This window comes from Paenibacillus sp. FSL P2-0136 (assembly GCF_037975325.1).
In the GTDB taxonomy this organism is placed as follows: Bacteria; Bacillota; Bacilli; order Paenibacillales; family Paenibacillaceae; genus Paenibacillus_AQ; species Paenibacillus_AQ silagei.
Genome location: NZ_CP150244.1, coordinates 4544395 through 4564270, shown reverse-complemented (window position 1 = coordinate 4564270; position 19876 = coordinate 4544395). Strand labels below are relative to the sequence as shown.

Annotated in this window: 17 protein-coding genes, 1 pseudogene and 1 riboswitch; of the genes and pseudogenes, 13 read left to right on the top strand and 5 right to left on the bottom strand. The window is 54.5% G+C overall.

Annotated features, from left to right (window positions below; all coding sequences use genetic code 11):
- Window positions 1-12: 12 nt before the first annotated feature.
- Window positions 13-1110 (top strand): GerAB/ArcD/ProY family transporter, encoded by a 1098-nt coding sequence (locus NYE26_RS19480; protein WP_036727437.1) that lies wholly within the window; start codon window positions 13-15, stop codon window positions 1108-1110.
- A 5-nt stretch (window positions 1111-1115) separates the two neighbouring features.
- Here NYE26_RS19480 and NYE26_RS19475 read toward each other — a convergent pair whose 3' ends face one another.
- The 3 genes from NYE26_RS19475 to NYE26_RS19465 form a co-directional block, all read right to left on the bottom strand.
- Window positions 1116-1349 (bottom strand): hypothetical protein, encoded by a 234-nt coding sequence (locus NYE26_RS19475; protein WP_076084259.1) that lies wholly within the window; start codon window positions 1347-1349, stop codon window positions 1116-1118.
- Window positions 1350-1493: 144 nt separating this feature from the next.
- Window positions 1494-2513 carry an ABC transporter substrate-binding protein gene (locus NYE26_RS19470; protein ID WP_339257541.1) on the bottom strand — a complete coding sequence of 340 codons (1020 nt, stop codon included), beginning with the start codon at window positions 2511-2513 and terminating at the stop codon, window positions 1494-1496.
- Between the two features lie 108 nt (window positions 2514-2621).
- Complete coding sequence (locus NYE26_RS19465) at window positions 2622-4211, bottom strand: AraC family transcriptional regulator (protein ID WP_339249423.1); 1590 nt, start codon at window positions 4209-4211, stop codon at window positions 2622-2624.
- A 148-nt stretch (window positions 4212-4359) separates the two neighbouring features.
- Here NYE26_RS19465 and NYE26_RS19460 point away from each other — a divergent pair, with 148 nt between their 5' ends.
- The 6 genes from NYE26_RS19460 (at window position 4360) to NYE26_RS19435 (ending at window position 9995) form a co-directional block, all read left to right on the top strand.
- Entirely contained in the window at window positions 4360-4719 is a 360-nt protein-coding gene (locus NYE26_RS19460; protein WP_036727434.1) for a (2Fe-2S) ferredoxin domain-containing protein, read from the top strand.
- 344 nt (window positions 4720-5063) lie between these two features.
- The gene (locus NYE26_RS19455) at window positions 5064-5639 is read left to right on the top strand and encodes a GNAT family N-acetyltransferase (RefSeq protein ID WP_339249421.1); all 576 of its coding nucleotides are present in this window, start codon (window positions 5064-5066) and stop codon (window positions 5637-5639) included.
- Between the two features lie 42 nt (window positions 5640-5681).
- The gene (locus NYE26_RS19450; protein WP_339249419.1) at window positions 5682-6413 is read left to right on the top strand and encodes an SDR family oxidoreductase; all 732 of its coding nucleotides are present in this window, start codon (window positions 5682-5684) and stop codon (window positions 6411-6413) included.
- Between the two features lie 101 nt (window positions 6414-6514).
- Window positions 6515-7672, top strand: a complete 1158-nt coding sequence (locus NYE26_RS19445; RefSeq protein ID WP_036727430.1) for an AI-2E family transporter — start codon at window positions 6515-6517, stop codon at window positions 7670-7672.
- A 20-nt stretch (window positions 7673-7692) separates the two neighbouring features.
- The gene (locus NYE26_RS19440; RefSeq protein ID WP_036727428.1) at window positions 7693-9174 is read left to right on the top strand and encodes a carboxylesterase/lipase family protein; all 1482 of its coding nucleotides are present in this window, start codon (window positions 7693-7695) and stop codon (window positions 9172-9174) included.
- Window positions 9175-9182: 8 nt separating this feature from the next.
- Window positions 9183-9995 carry a hypothetical protein gene (locus NYE26_RS19435; RefSeq protein WP_339249416.1) on the top strand — a complete coding sequence of 271 codons (813 nt, stop codon included), beginning with the start codon at window positions 9183-9185 and terminating at the stop codon, window positions 9993-9995.
- Here the strand turns inward: NYE26_RS19435 and NYE26_RS19430 are convergent.
- Window positions 9881-11059, bottom strand: coding sequence for a substrate-binding domain-containing protein (locus tag NYE26_RS19430; RefSeq protein ID WP_339249414.1), 1179 nt, complete (start codon window positions 11057-11059; stop codon window positions 9881-9883). The genes NYE26_RS19435 and NYE26_RS19430 overlap by 115 nt on opposite strands.
- Window positions 11060-11291: 232 nt before the next feature.
- A riboswitch (FMN riboswitch) is annotated at window positions 11292-11439 on the top strand.
- A 127-nt stretch (window positions 11440-11566) separates the two neighbouring features.
- Between NYE26_RS19430 and NYE26_RS19425 the strand changes: the two genes are divergently transcribed.
- Window positions 11567-12529, top strand: a complete 963-nt coding sequence (locus NYE26_RS19425) for a DMT family transporter (RefSeq protein WP_036727422.1) — start codon at window positions 11567-11569, stop codon at window positions 12527-12529.
- A 145-nt stretch (window positions 12530-12674) separates the two neighbouring features.
- Here the strand turns inward: NYE26_RS19425 and NYE26_RS19420 are convergent, their stop codons facing one another.
- The gene (locus tag NYE26_RS19420) at window positions 12675-13832 is read right to left on the bottom strand and encodes a hypothetical protein (protein ID WP_339249412.1); all 1158 of its coding nucleotides are present in this window, start codon (window positions 13830-13832) and stop codon (window positions 12675-12677) included.
- Window positions 13833-14020: 188 nt separating this feature from the next.
- Here NYE26_RS19420 and NYE26_RS19415 point away from each other — a divergent pair, with 188 nt between their 5' ends.
- The 5 genes and pseudogenes from NYE26_RS19415 (at window position 14021) to NYE26_RS19395 (ending at window position 19808) form a co-directional block, all read left to right on the top strand.
- Entirely contained in the window at window positions 14021-14686 is a 666-nt protein-coding gene (locus NYE26_RS19415) for a stage V sporulation protein AA (RefSeq protein ID WP_339249410.1), read from the top strand.
- Window positions 14683-15108, top strand: a complete 426-nt coding sequence (locus tag NYE26_RS19410; RefSeq protein WP_339249408.1) for a stage V sporulation protein AB — start codon at window positions 14683-14685, stop codon at window positions 15106-15108. The genes NYE26_RS19415 and NYE26_RS19410 overlap by 4 nt, the downstream gene beginning before the upstream one ends.
- 1069 nt (window positions 15109-16177) lie before the next feature.
- Window positions 16178-17722: pseudogene (locus tag NYE26_RS19405) on the top strand (spore germination protein); the annotation flags it as partial.
- Window positions 17723-17914: 192 nt separating this feature from the next.
- Window positions 17915-19249, top strand: coding sequence for a diaminopimelate decarboxylase (gene lysA / locus NYE26_RS19400; RefSeq protein WP_209870088.1), 1335 nt, complete (start codon window positions 17915-17917; stop codon window positions 19247-19249).
- Window positions 19250-19376: 127 nt separating this feature from the next.
- Window positions 19377-19808, top strand: coding sequence for a peptidylprolyl isomerase (locus NYE26_RS19395; protein ID WP_036727386.1), 432 nt, complete (start codon window positions 19377-19379; stop codon window positions 19806-19808).
- The last annotated feature ends 68 nt before the right edge of the window (window positions 19809-19876 follow it).

The window sequence follows — 19876 nt, the reverse complement described above, 5'->3', positions numbered from 1 at the left end:
TGATTGATGTTTATGAAAAAAGAAGTGATCGGCCCCAATCAACTGCTTGCCTTGATCATTCTGTTTGAGCTGGGAACCGCCGTGCTTGTACCTATTGGCCTGGAGAGCGGACATGCAGTCTGGCTAGCCATTCTGATTGCCCTTCCCGGGGGCATTCTGCTGTATCTGGTGTTCGCACATCTCTACCTCCAATTCCCCAACCAGATCATAAGCGGGTATACGCGTTCTATTCTCGGGCCATGGCTGGGCTGGCCGGTAAGTCTGCTGTTCCTGCCGGTGCTTCTCTATAACGGCTCCAGAAATCTGCGGGAAGCGGGTGATCTGCTGATCTCGGCCTCCTATGACAAAACCCCGATTCTTATCATTAATTCAATCATGATTATTGCCGTGATGTATATCCTGAGCAAAGGGATAGAAGTGTTCGCGAGGACCGCCGAGATTGTCCTGTGGATCGTGATCTTTATGGGGTGCATTTGTATTATTGCTGTAATCTCAGCCGGGCTGGTAGAGTATAAGAATCTGTTTCCGCTTCATATGAATGATTACAAGCAAGCCTTGAAATCAGCCTATCCCAACATCCTGATCTTTCCGTTCGGCGAACTGATGTGCTTCACTACCATTCTGCCCCACTTTAATAAATCCCGGAAAATTAAGAAGACCGGAATCGCAGCCATCATTGTCAGCGCCTGTCTGCTCAGCTTCACACATGCAATCGAAATGTCTGTGCTTGGCGAGAACCTGTACAGCCGTACCGCCTTTCCCATGTTTACGACCATTACCCTTGTGAATATGGCCAATTTCATTCAACGGCTGGATGCCCTGGTTATGCTTACACTGATTATCGGGGCGTTCTTTAAGCTGACCGTCTACTGTTATGCTGCTGTTGCGATTGCCAACGATCTGTTCAAGGTAAACGATACCAGCAGGCTGGTTATTCCGGCAGGCGTGATTATGCTGTTCAGCTCTTTTGTCAGCGCGCAGAATTATCCGGAGCATATGAATGACGGGAAGACTTTTTTGCAGACGATTCTGCCGGTATTCTGTGCGGTGATTCCAATCCTGCTGTTGCTGATTCATCTTGTCCGGCGTAAGTTCGGATTGTACCGTTAGAAGAATTAAGACGGTTTCCGGCGGGATTGACGCTTCTTAGAGGCATGAACGGCTACCTGAACGAACGGGAGAAGCAGGAAGATTGTGATACATATGGCTTCCTGTAGTGTGGTTGTAGCAAAGATGGTTGAGAGCGAATGAATGGATGCACGCAGGCTGATGCCAGACATCACATCAATGATGACTATTAACGTAAGCGTAAGAACAGCTAACAGGACATAGATACTGATAATCTTCATGGAGGTCTCCTTGTGCACCGCAAGAATAATTCACCGGTTCCGGTGGCGGCGGGCTACAGATATTATCTCCGAGTAATGGATAGGGTAAACGCCAAAAGCTGCCGGAAGCCATTCAAGGCTCCGGGCAGCTTATTCATGACTCCATTATTGTTGTACCCCGGTCAGCCAATCGGCCAGCTCCTCCGTCTGGGCCAGAACGGCAATCGGATCATAGTACCAGGAGCGCTCTTCTTTCCATACGTAGATCTTCCCGTTCTTGACTGCCGGCAGGCTGCCCCAGATCGGGTCTGCCTGGAAGTCTTGAGCAGCCCAGGTATTATCGGTGATGACCAGATAATCACCAGCATATTTGCCGAGGGTCTCAGCGGATAATTCTGCCCATTGCTTCTCCATAATTTCAGCAGCCACTCCAGCCGGCGGCTTGCGCCCAAGCGCCTGATAAATAGGCTGTCCTCCGCGTCCGAAGTTATCCCCATAGACCCAGGTGGACTTGTCTGCATGCTCCAGAATACTGAAGGTGGCCCCGGCAGGAATGGCTGCATCCACACGGGCCTTGGCGTCAGCAATACGCTTGTCGTAATCAGCCAGCCAGGCTGCTGCTTCCTGCTCCTTGCCCAGCAGCTTACCGAAATAGGTCAGCTCTTCATGCGCATTCTTCAAATCGCCATATGGCACAATGACCGTCGGGGCAATCTGGCTGAGCGCCGCATAGCTGTCTGCATTGCCGGAGATAATCAAGTCGGGATTCAGCGCGATGATATTCTCCGGTGACATTTTACCGTATGTGCCGGTGTCGGCGACTCCTGTGAGGAATTCTTTGAAGTACATATTCTCCAGTGTAAGCCCGGGCGCACCGACCGGAATCGTATCCAGGGCAATCAAGCTGCCCAGATATTCCTCGGCAACAATCCGTTGCGGTGCTGCCGGTACCTCAATATCTCCATTCACAGTTGTCACAGTATGGAAAGCCGGAGCTGCGGTTGCAGCAGCCTTCTCTGGCTGAGGGGAGGAATCGGGTGTTCCGGTAGCATTAGCTGAAGCAGCACCACTGCTGGTATTAGAAGTGTTGTTTCCGCAAGCCGAGACGCTAAGAGTCAATGCCAGAAGCAGAGACAGGACCATCCAAGCCTTCGGGTGAATGCGGCGTGAACGTAAATACGGGATTTTCAAGATGCAGCCTCCTCAATGTAGAACGATTATCATTCTCAATAACACTTTACAGAGTTTGCTCTGATTAGACTATGGCTGAATGTGATGTCCGGCTATGTAAATTTATGATGTCAGCGCCTGCACCAGGACCTTCAGCTGAGCCTCGGAGGAGAGCGGGTCGAACCCGTAGAACATGCCAGGCTGATTCAGGTAATAGATTCTTCCGCTTGAAGATTCACCGATATAATGTTGCTGTACTGGGTGAAGAAAGCTATGCAGCGGCTCCAGTGCTTCAGCAGCCTCCCTGCTTGAGGTAATGAAGATATGGTCGGCGGGGTAGCGGGCGATGTTATGGAAGGCGATCTCCAGATAGCCCTGATCCAGCAGTCCCTCGGCAACGAGGCCAAGCGGCGGGCGGAAGCCAAGATCATGATACAGAATCTGCGTCCCGCGCCCGTAGCTGCTGCTGAAGCAGTAGGCCGTCTCTGCGCCAAGCTCCAGGACCATGGCGGTTCCACGGTCACCGATCCGCCGGTCCAGCAGCTGATTAGCCTGGTAACAATGCCAGTCATAGAGGCTTAGCCAGGCCTCAGCCTGCGGCTGACGCCCAGTCACCTCGGCAATCAGCCGGAATTGCTCCCGCCAGTCCATTTGCATGAAGGGAATCTCAATCACCGGTGCGACAGACAGGAGCTGCTTGCTCTTGTCAGGCAAGGAGTAGCTGATAATGACATCCGGCCGGGCAGACGATAGACGTTCGTATAGACCTGCGGAGCGGGTTCCTTCATCCGGCAGCTTCTTCCTGGAGGGAACGGGCTGCATGCTCTCCATCCAATCCGAATAGACCCCCAGCCGGGGGACGACTTCGAGCGCATGGAGGCTGGCCGTATGATTGAAGTTCAGCGAGACTACAGATTTGCTCTTACGGTGATAGGCTGAAGGCGAAATTCCTACGACCTGCTTGAATTTGCGGCTCAAATAGGTTCCTTCGCTATAACCAACCTCAAGCGCCAGCGTACTCAGATTCGGGGCTCCTGTAAGGATACGCTGCTGGGCCTTACGGATGCGCAGCAGCGTTATATATTCATTGAAGGTCTGCCCGGTGAATTTGCGGAAGGCACGGGAGAAATGCTCCGGGGTGACTCCGGCAAGTCCGGCAGCCTGTTCTCTCGTCAAATCTTCACTATAATTAGACTCTATATGATGTAGTACACGGTCAATCCACTGAGCCTGCGGTTCTTTGTACTCGGCAGCACTATTGTGCAGCTCAGTGAGCAGCTCTGTGAACAGAGCTTGTAAGGCAAATGGCGTGCGCTGCTCCGGCTGGTTCCAGCTGCTAAGAAGCTGCACAGCAAGCGTGCTTACATGGGGAGGGCAGCTTCGGACCGGCAGATCATCGTTCAGCGGGCTGAAGGGCCGCCTGTTGCCGGAGATCACCGCGTATTCGATCCACACACCCTGCAGCTTATGGCTGCGGGGCAGCCTGATATCCACCGGACTGTCGCTGCACACCATATGACCGCCAGATAGACGGATACGTTCTCCATTTAGCCCGATGACTCCGCTTCCGCCGGTGACTACTACCAGGAATGAGGTGAAGGGGGGAATGGGATTTTCCCGGTCAAAGGTAGCCTTATCCAGTGCCGTTACATGTACCGGAATATAAAAGCTATGAGGAGTAGGCAATGAACTGCCGGCATTTCGCGTCTGCATGTTACAAGTCACTCTTTTCTTGGATGATAATCATTCTCAGTAATAGTATAACAGTCTTTCCTGCTATTGACGATCCTCGAATAGGAAGGTAAAGTTTAGGGTCAGAGACAAGCAGGGTATAGTTGTATTAGAGGGGGCGAAGAAGGCCATGACAACCTGGAATCTGCAAGGAACGGTCAGCCATTTGCTGATCTGTAACGGAAGTGACTGCAAGAAGCATAAGGGTGAAGAGGTAGCGGAAGCGATTGAGGATGAGATTACGAAGCAAGGGGCAGATGCGCTGATACATACAACAGTAACCCGCTGCAACGGAAGATGCTCGGATGCCTGTGTCGTGATCTCTTACCCGGAAGGCGTATGGTACAGGGATGTCACCCCTAAATCTGCTAAAAGCCTGGTGCGTAAGGTGCTGAAGGGAGAACAGCTCGAAGAGAATCTGCTCTATACGTATGAAGAAGGCTTCAAGGCCGCTACCCCCAAGGGTGCCAAAGGTAAGAAGAAGAAATGATAGTATAGCGATTAGTGCAGTCCGCCGCTGGAATTCTCCGGCTAAGGGCTGTTTATTTTTTCCAAGGGGAGCATTACAATAGATAGAAAAGTCTAAGAGGGGGAAGCGGGATGTTCGTAGGCTTCGGGCCGGGGGATGATGTGCTGCACACAGGGCAGTTCATGCAGGAAGAGGTGGAATATAATCTCATCCATCTGATTGTGGAGAACGGGTAAGCCCTGCGGCTCAGGACAGAGGAGAATGATCTCATCTTCGCCCATGCCGCCGGGCGTAACTCGTGGTTGTGGTTATCACCGGAGATGGCTGAAGAGAGGCGCCTTTCCCTTGTCCGGGAGCTAACGGAAATGCTGGAGGACCGGGAATTACCGGGGGTTACCGGCACGCCGGAGACGGGGGAGCTGTTCGCCGATGCGTACAGCAAGCTTACCGGCAAGTCTCACCTCGTACGGATGATGATGGAGGCCTATCACTGCCCGGAGGTGCAGCTGCCGCATGGTGTCAGCGGCAGGCTGCAGCAGGCGGGGCCAGGCGATATTCCGCTCATCGCCGGGTATTTAGCCGGATTCGTGCAGGATTGCTTCGGTACGGAAAGTGCACCGGAGGATCATCTGGACTATGCCGCAGCGGTTACGGCATCCGGCAAACTCCGTCTGTGGATCGACCGGGACCAGCCGGTGTCTATGGTTAATCTGGCCCATCAGTCTGCCCGGCAAGCGCGGATTAATGAAGTGTTCACTCCGCGTGAGTTCCGCAAGCACGGGTATGCGAGTGCGGCTGTAGCTGCCCTGTGTGCCGAGTTGCTCAGTAAGGGCGTGACGCCCATGCTCTACGCCGATGCTGCGAATCCCGATTCCAATAAGGTCTATCAGTCGGTGGGCTTCAAGCGGACCGGAAGCATTGTTGATTTGCGCTTTCAGTAAGGTTGTAATTATTAAGTCTATTACAAGGAGGAATGTCAAAGGATGCTGCAAGGAATGAAAATAATAGTGACCGGTGCTGCTTCAGGTATTGGTAAGGCCATTGTCAGACATAGTCTGGAGGCGGGAGCTGAGGTCATTGGTTGTGACCTGGATGGTCCCCGTCTGGAGGAGTTGAAGCACGAAGCCGCTTCGGATAAGCTCTACACTTACCGGCTGGATGTCGCCGATTACAGCGGGGTGGAGCACTTCTTCTCAGCCCTTCAGCAAGAGCATGCCGATGTGAGCGGGCTGGTCAACAATGCAGGGATCTATCTGGGCCGCAGCCTGCTGGATTATACACCGGAGGAGATCAACCGGGTGATGGATATCAATATCAAAGGGTATGTCTACTTCTCCCAGGCCTTCGGACGCATGCTGCTGGAGCAGAAGCAAAAGGGCGTCATCGTCAACATGTCGTCAGTCTCCGGCCAGGAAGGCAGCTCCGATGCAGTATACGGTCTAACGAAGGCTGCTATTCTTGGCTTGACCAAGAGCTGCGCAATGAATTTTGCCCCTTTGATCCGCGTGAATGCAGTGGCTCCGACTATGGCGGACACCCCGATGATGGGACATATCCCCGCCTGGAGGCAGCAGGAATACCGGGAACACCAGTTAAATCCTGAGCCGCTGCTGGCGGAGGATGTTGCCGATACGGTGATTTTTATGCTGAGCAGCAGAGCCAGAGCTTATACAGGAGCCACCTTTGATATTAACAATGGCTGCTATTTGCGTTGAATGTCCCTGATTTGACTTGCAGCTACAGGGTTACTATGCTTATACATAGTGCAAATAATCACACTTAACAGGTAAGAGTTGCAGCTAGGGGGCGGCAGGATATGGATAGACGGCAGGTATGGCCGGATAAATTCAAAAAGTTTTTTCTGAACAACAAGTTTGTGGTGGGTCTGCTGATTGCGCTGCTGGTGGGCTTAACGATACTCGTATTCTCAAAGATTCCGTTTGTGTTCAAGCCGCTGTCTGTGCTTCTGCATACGGTGGCAGCGCCGCTGCTGCTCTCAGGGATCGCCTATTATCTGTTGAATCCGCTGGTGGACCGTCTGGAGAAGAGAAGCCGGGTGAAGCGGGCGTATGGCATTGTCATTCTGTATCTGATCATCATGGGGATCATTACCCTGGTTCTGCTTATGGTCATCCCGATCATCCGCACCCAGCTTATGGGCCTGATTGACAACTTCCCCGTCTACAGTGAGCAGATCCAGGAGGAATTCCTCCAGCTTACCGGCAGTGAACTGTTCAATAAGATTCAGTCGAGCGTAGGCACGGACCTTAGTGATATCACCAGCAAGGTGACGACCTGGGCCACAACCTTCCTGAATAATGCCGTCAGCGGCGTAGGCAGCTTCGTTGGAACACTGACCGAAATTGTGCTGGCTGTAGTGACTACGCCATTCATTCTCTTTTATCTCCTGCGCGACGGCAAAAGATTGCCCGACTATCTCATGAGACTCATCCCTACCGCACTGCGGCCGCAGTCCCGGATGGTTATGCAGGAGATGAATAACCAGATCGCATCGTATATCCGCGGCCAGATTATTGTCAGCTGTTGCATCGGAGCACTGCTCTATATCGGGTACCTGATTATCGGGCTGGAGTATTCGCTGGTTCTGGCGATCGTTGCCGCTTGTACGGCTGTAGTTCCTTATCTGGGGCCGGCCATTGCGATTACCCCTGCGCTGATCGTGGCGATGGTTACCTCACCGTTTATGCTGCTGAAGATGGTCATTGTCTGGACCGCGGTTCAACTGATCGAAGGGAAGTTCATCTCGCCGCAGATTATGGGGAAATCGCTGAGGATTCACCCGATTACGATTATTTTTGTGATTATTTTTGCCGGAAAAATGTTCGGTGTACTCGGTATCATACTGGCGGTTCCGGGCTACGCCGTGCTTAAAGTGGTAATGACCCATATCTTCCAGTGGTTCCGCTTCCGCTCCGGGCTCTACAGAGTCATTGAAGAAAAGACTGAGGAATAAAGCGAAAAGGAATGAGTGCAATGTCAGGACAACTGGTGAATACAGCTTATGGGCAACTGAAGGGAGAAGCGGGAAACGGCGTGAACGTGTGGCGCGGCATCCCGTTCGCTGCCCCGCCGCTCGGAGAGCTGCGCTTCCGGGCACCGCAGCCGCCGGAGTCCTGGAGCGGCGTACGGGAGGCCGTCAAGTTCGGACCGGTCAGCCTGCAGCCGGTCAGCACCAGCGGGACGCGGTTCGGTGGGACCACCCCGGTCTACGATGAAGATTGTCTATATCTGAATGTCTGGTCCCCGGCGGTAGCGGAGGCGACCGGGGCGCTGCCGGTGATGGTGTGGATTCACGGCGGCACCTTCGTTACCGGCGCAGGCAGCCAGCCGATGTTCGAGGGCAGCAAACTGGCTGTCTCCGGGAATGTCGTGGTGGTTACTGTGAATTACCGGCTGGGTCCGCTCGGGTTCCTGCATCTGTCTCCGCTGGGCGGAGGGCTGGGCAGTAACCTGGGGCTCCTGGATCAGATTGCTGCCCTGGAATGGGTGCAGCAGAATATCGCTGCATTCGGCGGTGATCCGGCGCGCGTCACGGTCTTCGGTGAATCGGCAGGAAGCATGAGCATTGCCGCGCTGCTGGCGATGCCTGCGGCGAAGGGACTGTTCGCCCGGGCTATTATGGAGAGCGGGGCGGCGCAGACGCTGAACGGGGAGCAGGGCGGGCAGATTGCCGCCGCATTGCTAGCCGAGCTGGGCCTTCAGCCCGGCAGCGGTACACAGCTGTTGCATAAGCTCCCGGCCGGAGAGATTATGGAAGCCGCAGGCCGGATGGCGTACAAGCTGTCCGGAGACTCGATGAATATGTTCTTCCAGCCGGTCGTTGAGCCGGGAACCCTGCCGGTTGAGCCGGTACAGGCCATTGCGGCTGGAGCCGCCAGCGGCATTCCTGTGCTGATCGGAACGAATCTGCATGAAGGCAATCTGTTCTTCCGCGAGGGGCAGAAGGCCGATAATTTCGAGCAATCGCTCAAAGCGCTGGAGCAGCTGATGGGAGTGGACGACCTCTCCGAGCTGACCTCGGATTACAGCCATACCTGGGAAGGACAGGCGGAGGTGCTGACCGACCTGTTCTTCTGGGCCAGCTCGATTTCGTTCGCGGAGAAGCAGCAGGGACATGCCCCCGTCTGGATGTACCGCTTCGACTGGACGGTGCCCGGGCATCCGCTGCTGGAGAAGGCCATTCACGGGGCGGAGATTCTGTATGTCTTCAACAACCTCCCGCTGCTGAAGCAGTACGGCCTGAACGTGACGCCGGAGATGGAGGCAGTGGCCGAGGCAATGCAGACCGCCTGGACAGCCTTCGCCCATGGTGGAGATCCGGCAGCGCCGGGACTGGACTGGCCGCAGTACACACCGCAGACGCGGGCAACCATGATATTTGACCAATCCTCGGGCGTGGTGAATGACCCGGACGGGGAGAAGCGCAGACGGATTTTTGAGTATTATACGGGATAAGTTTACAAATGCAGCCCTCGCCGGAGGAATACCTCCGGGAGGGCTGCTGCCTGTGTGGGGGCCGGAATGTAAGTGGAAATCCGGACACAATGGGCAGGCGCGGGGCGCGTGGACCAAATGTAATCGAAAAACCGATTACAATGGGCAGGCGCGGGGTGCGTGGACCAAATGTAATCGAAGAACCGATTACAATGGGCAGGCGCGGGGCGTGTGGACCAAATGTAATCGAAAAACCGATTACAATGGGCAGGCGCGAGGCGTGTGGACCAAATGTAATCGAAAAACCGATTACAATGGGCAGGCGCGGGGCGTGTGGACCAAATGTAATCGAAAAACCGATTACAATGGGCAGGCGCGGGGCGCGTGGACCAAATGTAATCGAAAAACCGATTACAATGGGCAGGCGCGGGGTGCGTGGGCCGAATGTAGGCGAAAAACCGATTACAATGGGCAGGCGCGGGGCGAGTGGACCAAATGTAATCGAAAAACCGATTACAATGGGCAGGCGCGAGGCGTGTGGACCAAATGTAATCGAAAAACCGATTACAATGGGCAGGCGCGAGGCGTGTGGACCAAATGTAATCGAAAAACCGATTACAATGGGTGAGCGCAGCGGCGTGCGGCCGGATGTATGCGGAAAACCGAATACAATGGGCAAGCGCAGGCACCAGCATCCTCTTACCCCATTAGGATGCTGGTGTTCTGCTTATTTTACCGGAGTATATCCGGTCTTCTCAACCAGCTCCTGGCCCTCGGCAGACAGAATCCAGTCCAGGAACGGTTCAATGTTCGGGTTGGTGCTGCCGGCCGTTACAGCATAGAATTCCACGGCGAGCGGGTATTCGCCGCTGCGGATGGTCTCCTTGGAGGGCGGCACCTGATCGATAGCCAGCAGCTTGATCTCATCGCTGGCATTCATCTGTGAGGCGTAGAACAGAAAGCTGAAGCCGAGCGCGTTATTGAAGTTGCGGTAGCTGGCGGTGAGGCTGATAATCCCGCTCATCACATCCGCGACATTCTCCTTCGGGGGAGCCATCAGCTGGCGGTCCTCCATGATTTTTTGCAGCTTGGTCTGGCTGCCGCTGTTCTCTGCACGCTGAAAAGCACGGATAGACGCCTTCTTGCCGCCAACCTCCTTCCAGTTCGTGACGGTGCCGGAATAGATATCCTTAATCTGCTCTACCGTTAAGCTGTCCACCGGATTGCGCTTGTTGACGAAGAAGACGAACGCTTCGCGCCCGATCGGGGTGAGCTTCAGTTCACGACCTGCCAGCTTCGCCTCCTTCGTCTGGGCCAGCGAAGGGGCGGCGGCAAAGATAATATCAGCATTCCCGGCGATCAGACGCTTGTAAGCCTCGGAGGTGCTGGTGCACAGGACGAGATCATTTCCGGTCAGCTCAATGCTGGAATTGTAGGTATCCTGCGGATACACGGCCTGGGCAAAAGCGGAATACAGCGGATACAGCGCAGTTGCGCCATCCAGACGGGGCAATTGCTCTGTAAGCTGATAGGATGCCTTGTGATCCAGAGAAGCAGCTTTGCTATTCGCCTCAAAGGGGGCATACTCAAACAGGTCGACCTCCGGCTCCCTCACTTCCGCAAGGCTGTTCACATACGCTTGTCTGATCTCATGGCCTGCGGCTGCCAGCACACAGATTCCGGCAAAAGCAGCCAGGAGCATCCGGCGTAGCTTCCTGCTGAACAAGCCGAAGATGCTGAGTATGGAGAATACAGCCAGCCCTGATGCAACGACCAGGACAAGTGGGCCATAGAACAGCATCCCTCCGGTAAAAGAGACAATAAAGTAAGTAATAAAGCCGCTAATGGCAATGCCGGCCAGAGCAAAGATGGAATACAGCAGATTGGTCGGAAAGCTTCTTTTCATGATGACCTCCAAAAAAATCTCTATAATGGGTATGATTAATGCTCATACTATAGTGTATCGCAAGCCGCCGTTTCTGCCAAACGAACCAGAACCTGGATGCGGCACGCAGATTTGGTTGGCAGAATGATTGTTTTGATGATTATTGAATGAAATATAATGATTATTTTCATAAAAAGCTGGACGAAATGAAGAATCAGAGGTATTCTGGGATTGTGAAAATAATAACAGAATACAAGATTCTCGGGGTAAGGTGAAATTCCTGACCGGCGGTGATGTTCGTGAGAACTAAGCCCGCGACTCGTTACTCTATCACAAGAGGAAGCGACTGATCTGGTGACAATCCAGAGCCGACGGTAAAGTCCGGATGGGAGAGGATCATAAGATAAAGGCAGGCGGGTCTATTCCGTATGTCTTTATTGATAACGCCCCCGATGTTTGTCCTGTTCTCAGGACTCACGGGGGTTTTTGGTCTCTATCGAGGGTTTGTATCGACAAGGAGAATGAAAGATGAGTAATGTATCTGCTTCATCCCAAGGCGTGCGTACCGCACCGGTGCGCAGCGGATTCTGGCTGGTGGTTCTGGGGGCGGCCTTATGGGGAGTTGACCCGCTGTTCCGCATTATTCTGCTGAAATCCCTGACTTCGTCCCAGATTGTACTGCTTGAGCATGTTGTACTCTTCCTGGTTGCCGCTCCGGTAATGTGGCGCAATCGCGCTGAGCTGAAGGGTGTACGTCTGCGCCAGGCCGCAGCGCTGCTCGTGGTATCGTGGGGCGGCTCAGCCGTAGCGACCATTCTGTTCACCAAGGCCTTATCCAGCGGAGACTTCAATGCCGTGCTGCTGCTCCAGAAGCTTCAGCCCTTGTTCGCCATTGGTCTTGCCGCTGTTATTCTAAAAGAACGCCTGCCGCGCAATTTCGCACCGCTGCTTATTGTTGCGCTGGCCGGGACGTACCTGCTGACCTTCGGCTGGACGATTCCCTTCGGCCATGTGAACAGCTTCATGGGCGTAGGAAGCCTGATGGCGCTGGGCGCTGCTGCTTTGTGGGGCGGCTCTACAGTCATGGGCCGTTATCTGCTGGGCTCAATGAAATATGAGACAGTAACCTCACTGCGCTTCATTCTGGCGCTCCCGTTGCTGTTCGTAATTACAAGTATGGAAGGCGCCCCGTGGCAGATGAGCGGCGGAGTCAGCGGCTCGGCGGCAGTTGCCATTAACCTGCTGCTGCAGGCGCTGCTGCCCGGACTGCTCAGCATGCTGCTCTACTACAAGGGACTGAATACGACCAAGGCTTCGGTAGCAACCCTGGCCGAACTCAGCTTCCCGATGACCGGTATTCTGATTAACTGGGTGGTCTATCAGCAGCTTGTAACCCTGCCGCAGATTGTCGGCTTCGCGCTGATCTGGACGGCGCTGTTCTTCATCTCCAGTCAGCAGAGGGATCAGCTGCAGCCGGCCAAACAGAATTAACTTCATAGCGCTACAGTCTGAGGGGACATACCCCAGGAGCTGGCGTAACATAAAAAGAGGATGTTCCTACACGGCCGCGCCGTCCGGGAACATCCTCTTTGTTGTATAGGCAGACTCGGGGCAGGGTGCCGCCGCTGGAACGATTTTATTTCAGGTAAGGAGTGACCTGGATGCTTTTGTATCCAAGCTCCTTGATCTGCGCTGGTGCGATATACAGCCTGCTTGCTGAATTGAAGCTGTTCACAGGCGTAAGAACCGTGTGATTGCCTCCGTTAGTGATTTTATAGATATAAGCAGCGGAAGGGTCGCCGGTTGCGCTAATGTTCATGACTTCGATCTTCCAGCCGAGGGCCGCTGCAAGCGGCTTCACCGGTATCCACTCTTGTCCGCCCTTAGTGAATATGGTGGATACATCCACACTTTTTCCGTCCAGATTCAGGTTGTGTTCATAGGCTAAGGTGATCGGCATCTCCGTGACAGGCAGCTCTTTCAGCAGCATCTCCTTAGGGAATGTGACTTCCGGTCTTGAAGATGGAGCAGCAGGGAACAAGGCTTCAAGCTCGCGGGCATCCTTGACCAGCCGTGACGATCCGTCCTTCAGATTATAGATCCATGGGAGGCGTTTGGGCTCGTTTTTGACATATTGCAGCAGTCCCTTCGATAAGTTCCAGTTGTTCAAGGTCCCCCTCAGCAGCTCCTGCCGCTTCCCGGTGGACGGATCGTACGTACTGATCACATTCTGCCTGGCAGCCTCATTATATCCACTTTCGAGCAGCGTATGCTGGTTGATCCACCGGGCATTGTAGTACCGCTGAGTAGCATAATAGACAGAGACCTTGCCTGTCGCCGTATTTTTCAAATACTGATCACCGAATTTCGCGATATAGCCGTCCGGCTGCCGTTCATAACGGGAACGCTCCAGAACACCCCAGCGGCCATCAGGAGAGAGGGCGTATTCGCTTTTGCGCATAATGGACTGGCTCTGCGTATCGTAGACATAGGCTTGCTCCGGATCATCCATCCCCGTCAATTGCAAGTTCCCGCTGTCACTCTTCCGGAAATGTGGAAAAGCCTCCGGCCATTTAATATATGTCCCATCCGGCTGCCGGGCAATGACAGCATTGATGAACCGGTTCCCGTCCAATTGACTCACCGAATACAGCTGGACGTTGCTGCTCTTGCTGGTATAGGAATCGTATACCTCGATCTTCTCGGCTGCATGTGCTGTGAGCGGTGCAGCGAATGCCAGAAGCATCGATGCAGAGAGAACCATCCGTAAGGAGTGGTGCAATGCTTGTCTCATATGAACTTCCATCCCTTCTGTGTAAATAACTGTAACTATAGACGGCCCTGAGGCAGGAAAAGTTTCGGTGGTCCTGCGTAAGTCACGATGAATTGCGGAGGAGAAGAGTAAAAATAAGCCTTTTTTCCCATACTACCCTTATTCTTACCGTAGGACCGCATCACACCTGAGCTTAAGGAGGCCCGCAGATGAACACTGATTCCCCGGCTACATGCATATATATCCAGCTTAAGAACCGGGTGACGGTGCCCAAGGGCAAGGGGGTGCTGCTGCGCGATGTCGCTTATCTGATCACTGATCCGCAGTGGCGGGAGCCGCTCTATACACTGCTTGTGCTTCAGCCGCAGGAGAGTGACGGCAATCTGATCCTGGTTGATCTGCTGACCGTCATTCCCCGGATTCAGGAAGTGTACCCCGATGCGGAGATTCAGCCGATTGGCGAAGGGCGCACCATTGTCCAGATTGAAGGTCCGTCTACGGCTGCTAAACCTTCTATAGCCCTGTTCGTGCTGGTCTGGCTGCTGCTGTTCTTCGGCTCGGCGCTGACGATTATGAATTTCCATGCCGATGTCAGCATGCTGGAGGTACAGATCCGGATTGTGGAGATGCTGACCGGCCGCAGGGACGAGCATCCTTATCTGTTTCAGATTGCCTATTCGCTGGGCATCGGGCTTGGGATGGTGATTTTTTTCAATCATTTGTTCAAAAAGAAATGGAATGAGGAGCCGACTCCCCTTGAGGTGGAAATGTTCCTGTATCAGAAGAATATCGATCAATATGTAATTAACGAGGAATACCGCAAAATGAAACGCCGCAGGGACGAAGCACCCGGCAGGCGGGAGGGGGGCGTATGACCGCACCGCTGTCGCTCGGACTTCATCTGCTGCTCGGGATTGCCGGGGGAATCGCAGTGGGCGGCGGGGTGATTGCGCTATTCGTAGTGCTGGATATCATCCCCCGGCTGGCGCAGCTCACCTCCTCCTATGACAAGGTTCACTGGTATGAGGGAGCGATGGTCGGCGGTTCCCTATTGGGAACGGTAAGCGACTTCTGGAACTGGAAAATGGCGGCCGGCCCGCTGATCGAGCTGGGGGTCGGCCTGTTCAATGGCATATTCATCGGCATGCTGGCGGCGGCTCTGACCGAGGTGCTGAATGTCCTGCCGATCCTGGCCAAACGTCTGCATATGACCCATCTGCTGCTTGGTCTCTTAATGGCGATGGTATGCGGCAAGGTGGCAGGCTCGTTGTTCGACTGGTTTGTCTATCAACAGTAAAGGGGGCTAGGGAGTGAGGTATATTCACAGCGGTGATCAGATAGAGACGGATCAAAAGAAGGACCGTTCTGCGCAGCAGAAATCGCCGGAGAAAAAGGCGCCGGAGCAAGCAGAGCAACCGGCTGCGTCCCAGAGCGGCAAGGGTCAGGAGCTGGAGGCGTCTGCGGAGCTGGGCGCGGTGACGGGGCAGAAGCCGCCGGAGCAGGAAGATCAACCGGCTGCATCCCAGAGCGACATAGGACAGGAGCTGGAGGCGTCAGCGGAGCTGGGCGCGGTGACGCGCCCGATTGAAGGCGGGCAGGAGAGCCCGTCGGGCCTGGATGCTGCTCCGTCAGATAGTGGCGGGGATACTGGTGGCGGCAAGAACGCAGTAACTGGAGAAGGTGAGGATAGCGGCGGTAAGAACGCAGCAACTGGAGAAGGTGAGGATAGCAGCGGTAAGAACGCTGCATCTGGAGATGGCGGGGCTGTCGGTGGGAAAGATGCTGCGGCTACAGATGATGAGGACAGTCCCGGGGATGATCCCGCATCCGAGAACGGAGACAGTCAGGAATCGTCCGGCGGAGGAATCAAAGGGTTCTTCAGCAGTCTGTTCGGCGACGATGCCGGGCCGGAGGAAGCATCTGCGGAATCCGGTACGGGAGACCAGGCAGCAGACGATTCGCAGCAGGGAATACAAGGTGCAGAAGACTCTGCCACCGCCGGTTTTGCAGGCCCGGAATCAGCAGATTCCGAAGGTGCGGGTGCACCCGAGCAGACCGGAGCTGCACAGGCAGGGACAGATCATTCAGGAACGGATCATTCAGCTGCGGATTCCGGCGCGGGACAGGGAGCCCATGAAGACGGCAGAGGCCAGTCACAGGATATGGAAACCTCGGACGAGTTGGGGGCTCAGACGCAGGATAAGAGCCATAAAGGCTTTTTTGCCAGATTATTTGGAGATGATGAAGAGCCTGAGGATCAGGAGGACGGTCAGGAAGCTGGTCAGTCCCAGCAGCCGAAGCAGTCTGCCCCTAAGAAGGCCAAAGCCGGTCAGGGAGCGGATTCTGCAAGCAAGCCTGAGGACCCTATGCAGCAAAAAAGGGACAATGAACGCTCTGACTCCCTGGAGCAGTCGATTACGTATTGGCAAGGCAACGACAAGATCCCGCAATCCCTGGCGGATGCGAAGAATACACTGACCGAGGTACTTGGGTTGGGCTCCTCCTTCGATATTGTGTTCAGGGAAATGTCCTTCGGCGGGAAAAGGGCGGCGCTGCTCTGCATCAGCGGCTTCGCCAAGGATACGATTATCGATGAAATTCTGAAGCGCCTGACGTATCTGACCCCCGAAAATGTATCGACAGATGTACTCGCCAGCTTCATGAGTGAATATATTCCCCATGTCCAGGTGGAGAAAGGCGAGCTGTTCAGCGAGAGCATCAACAAAGTGTTAGCCGGCATGAGCGCGTTCTTCATTGAAGGGGAATCGCAGGTTATCATCATGGATACCCGTTCGTATCCTTCCCGCAGCCCGGATGAGCCGTCGATTGAGCGGGTGGTCCGCGGATCGCGGGACGGCTTCACAGAGACGCTGCTAAGCAATGTGGCTCTGGTTAGAAGACGTATCCGCGACCCTGGGCTGAAGCTGGAGATGCATCAGATTGGACGGCGGACCCGGACAGATGTCTGCTTAGCTTACATCGATGATATCGTGGATAAGACCCAGGTGCAGGCCGTTACGGACAAGCTGAAAAGCGTCAATCTCGACGGCATTCCCCTGGCAGACAAGCAGCTGGAGGAAGCGATTGTCGGCGGCGGCTGGAACCCCTATCCGCTGGTCCGTTATTCGGAACGGCCGGATATTGTCGCTTCCCATCTGCTGGAGGGCCGGGTGGTTGTGTTTGTCGATACTTCTCCGAGTGTCATGGTGCTGCCGACGACGTTTTTTGATCTTTGCCAGCATGCGGAAGAGAACCGCCAGACGCCTTTTATGGGAACCTATCTCCGCTGGGTCCGCTTCATCGGGATCTTTGCATCGATGTTCCTGCTTCCGCTGTGGATGCTGATGGTTCTCCATCCGGAGCTGAAGCCCGGCATGCTTGATTTCATCGGTCCGCAAAAATCAGCCAATCTCCCGCTCATTGCCCAGTTCCTGATCGTTGAGCTGGGGGTAGACCTGCTGCGGATGGCTGCAGTGCATACACCGACGCCGCTCGGCTCCGCGATGGGGCTGATCGCTGCCATTCTGGTGGGTGATATCGCCGTACAGACCGGGCTGTTTGTCAATGAAGTGGTGCTCTATATGGCGGTGGCCTCTATCGGGATGTTTGCAACGCCGAGCTACGAGCTGGGGCTGGCCAACCGGATTGTCCGGCTTGCGCTGCTGCTGGCGGTGGCTGCTTACGGCATCCCCGGCTTCATGATCGGGACGACGCTGCTGGTGGTGCTGCTGACCACGCACCGTTCGTATAACTCTCCTTACATGTGGCCGTTTATACCATTTAATGCAAAAGCCATGGCGGAGATCCTCCTGCGTCAGCCGGTGCTCAGCTCCAAAACAAGGCCATCCTTCAACAAAACAAGAGATAGCACCCGGATGCCTGAGCATAAGGATGCCCCGCGCAAGTCGTAGGAAAATACAAATCAACTGCAAAAAAGTCCATTCAATGGTGTTCCCTCTGTCTGTTATACTGAATATACTGAACAGCCCCGCAATAAGCCGGATCTGTATTCTGAGCATCTGTTTCAGGAACGCATCGGGGCCCCAAATCATATACTAGACAGGGTGGAACGGATGATTCCACAGAAATTGGAGGACTGCGCAATGTTTTTACACGGGACGAGCCGAATCAATGATGCAGGGCATTTGGAGATCGGCGGATGTGATGTAACTGAATTGAAGGCGGAGTATGGGACACCGCTATATATAGTGGACGAGCAATTGGTCCGCCGCCGCTGCCGCGAGTATATGGAGGCGTTCACAGCTTCCGGCCTCGGGTTCCAGGTGGCTTATGCCAGCAAGGCGTTCTCGACAATGGCGATGTGCCGGCTTGCGGATGAGGAAGGTCTGTCGCTGGATGTGGTCTCCGATGGAGAGCTGTATACTGCGCTGCAAGCCGGTTTCCCGGCGGAACGCATTCATTTCCACGGCAATAATAAGACACCGGATGAGATTGAGATGGCGATCGATGCAGGGATTGGCTGCTTTGTCGCCGATAATCTGGTGGAGCTCCGTCTGCTTCAGTCCATTGCCGCCCGCAGAGAAGTGACTGTTAATATTCTGCTGCGCGTTACGCCTGGAGTGGAGGCCCATGCCCATCATGCCTACGCATCGACAGGACAGACCGACTCCAAATTCGGCTTCGATATCGGCAACGGCTCGGCCCGTGAAGCGGTCAGCCTGGCTGACAGCCTGGCTAATCTGAACCTGCTCGGCGTGCATTCGCATATCGGGTCGCAGATTTTTGAGACCGAGGGCTTCCAGCTTGCCGTTGAACGTATTGCCGAGTTCACCCGTACCGTCAAGGAAGAGCTGGGAATCTCCTTCCCTGTAGTCAACCTGGGTGGAGGCTTTGGAATCCGTTATGTGGACGGCGACACGCCGCTGCAGGTGTCCGAATATGTCGCTGCCATCACAGATGCAGTGAAGACCCACTTCGCCGGCATTAACGATTCGCTGCCGCAGATCTGGGTAGAGCCGGGCCGCAGTATCGTAGGGGATGCCGGAACGACTCTGTACACGGTTGGAACCAGCAAGGAAATTCCGGGAGTGCGCAAATATGTAGCTGTTGACGGCGGCATGACCGATAATCCGCGTCCGGCTCTGTATGAATCCAAGTACGAAGCGCTGCTGGCAAGCCGTGCGACTGAGCCTAACGTGGAGAAGGTATCCATCGCCGGCAAATGCTGCGAGAGCGGCGATATGCTGATCTGGGACGTTGAGCTGCCTAAGGTGGAGAGCGGTGATTTGCTGGCTGTGGCCTGCACAGGTGCCTACAATTACTCCATGGCCAGCAACTACAACCGTATCCGCCGTCCGGCGGTGGTGTTCGTGCAGAACGGGCAGAGCGATCTGGTTGTACGCCGCGAATCCCATCAGGACATTGTTGCCAATGATATTGTGCCTGCACGGATTGCCAAACAAGCCGTTACGAAATAAGAAGACTATAGGGTTGTGCTATAGCGGCAGGCGGGAAGACATCCCGCTTGCTTTGCTTTGTGCTCCGTTTCATAGTAAACTAATAAACGTGTTCTACATTTGTCATTTCGAAAGGGGTCATTTACATATGGCTAAGCAAGCGAAAATTACACTCGAAAACGGCGGCGTTGTGCTGATCGACTTGTTCGATCAGGATGCGCCTAATACAGTAGCAAACTTTGAGAAGCTGGCAAAAGACGGCTTCTACAACGGATTGTTGTTCCACCGCGTGATTCCAGGCTTCGTAGCACAAGGCGGCTGCCCGAACGGAACAGGCACCGGCGGTCCTGGCTACACCATCAACTGCGAGATCAACCCGAACAAGCACGAGCGCGGCTCCCTGGCTATGGCCCATGCCGGCAAGAACACAGGCGGAAGCCAGTTCTATATCGCTTACGCTCCACAGCCGCACCTTGACGGAGTACACACAGTATTCGGTAAAGTGGTTGAAGGCATGGATCTGGTTGACGCTTTCAAAGGCCGCGACAAGATGACGACCGTTGAAATTGTAGAAGCTTAATACTAGCATTCTGTAGACGCTATAGGGGGAGGTTCTTCTCTTCCACAGGCATCGCCGAAGCACCCGGC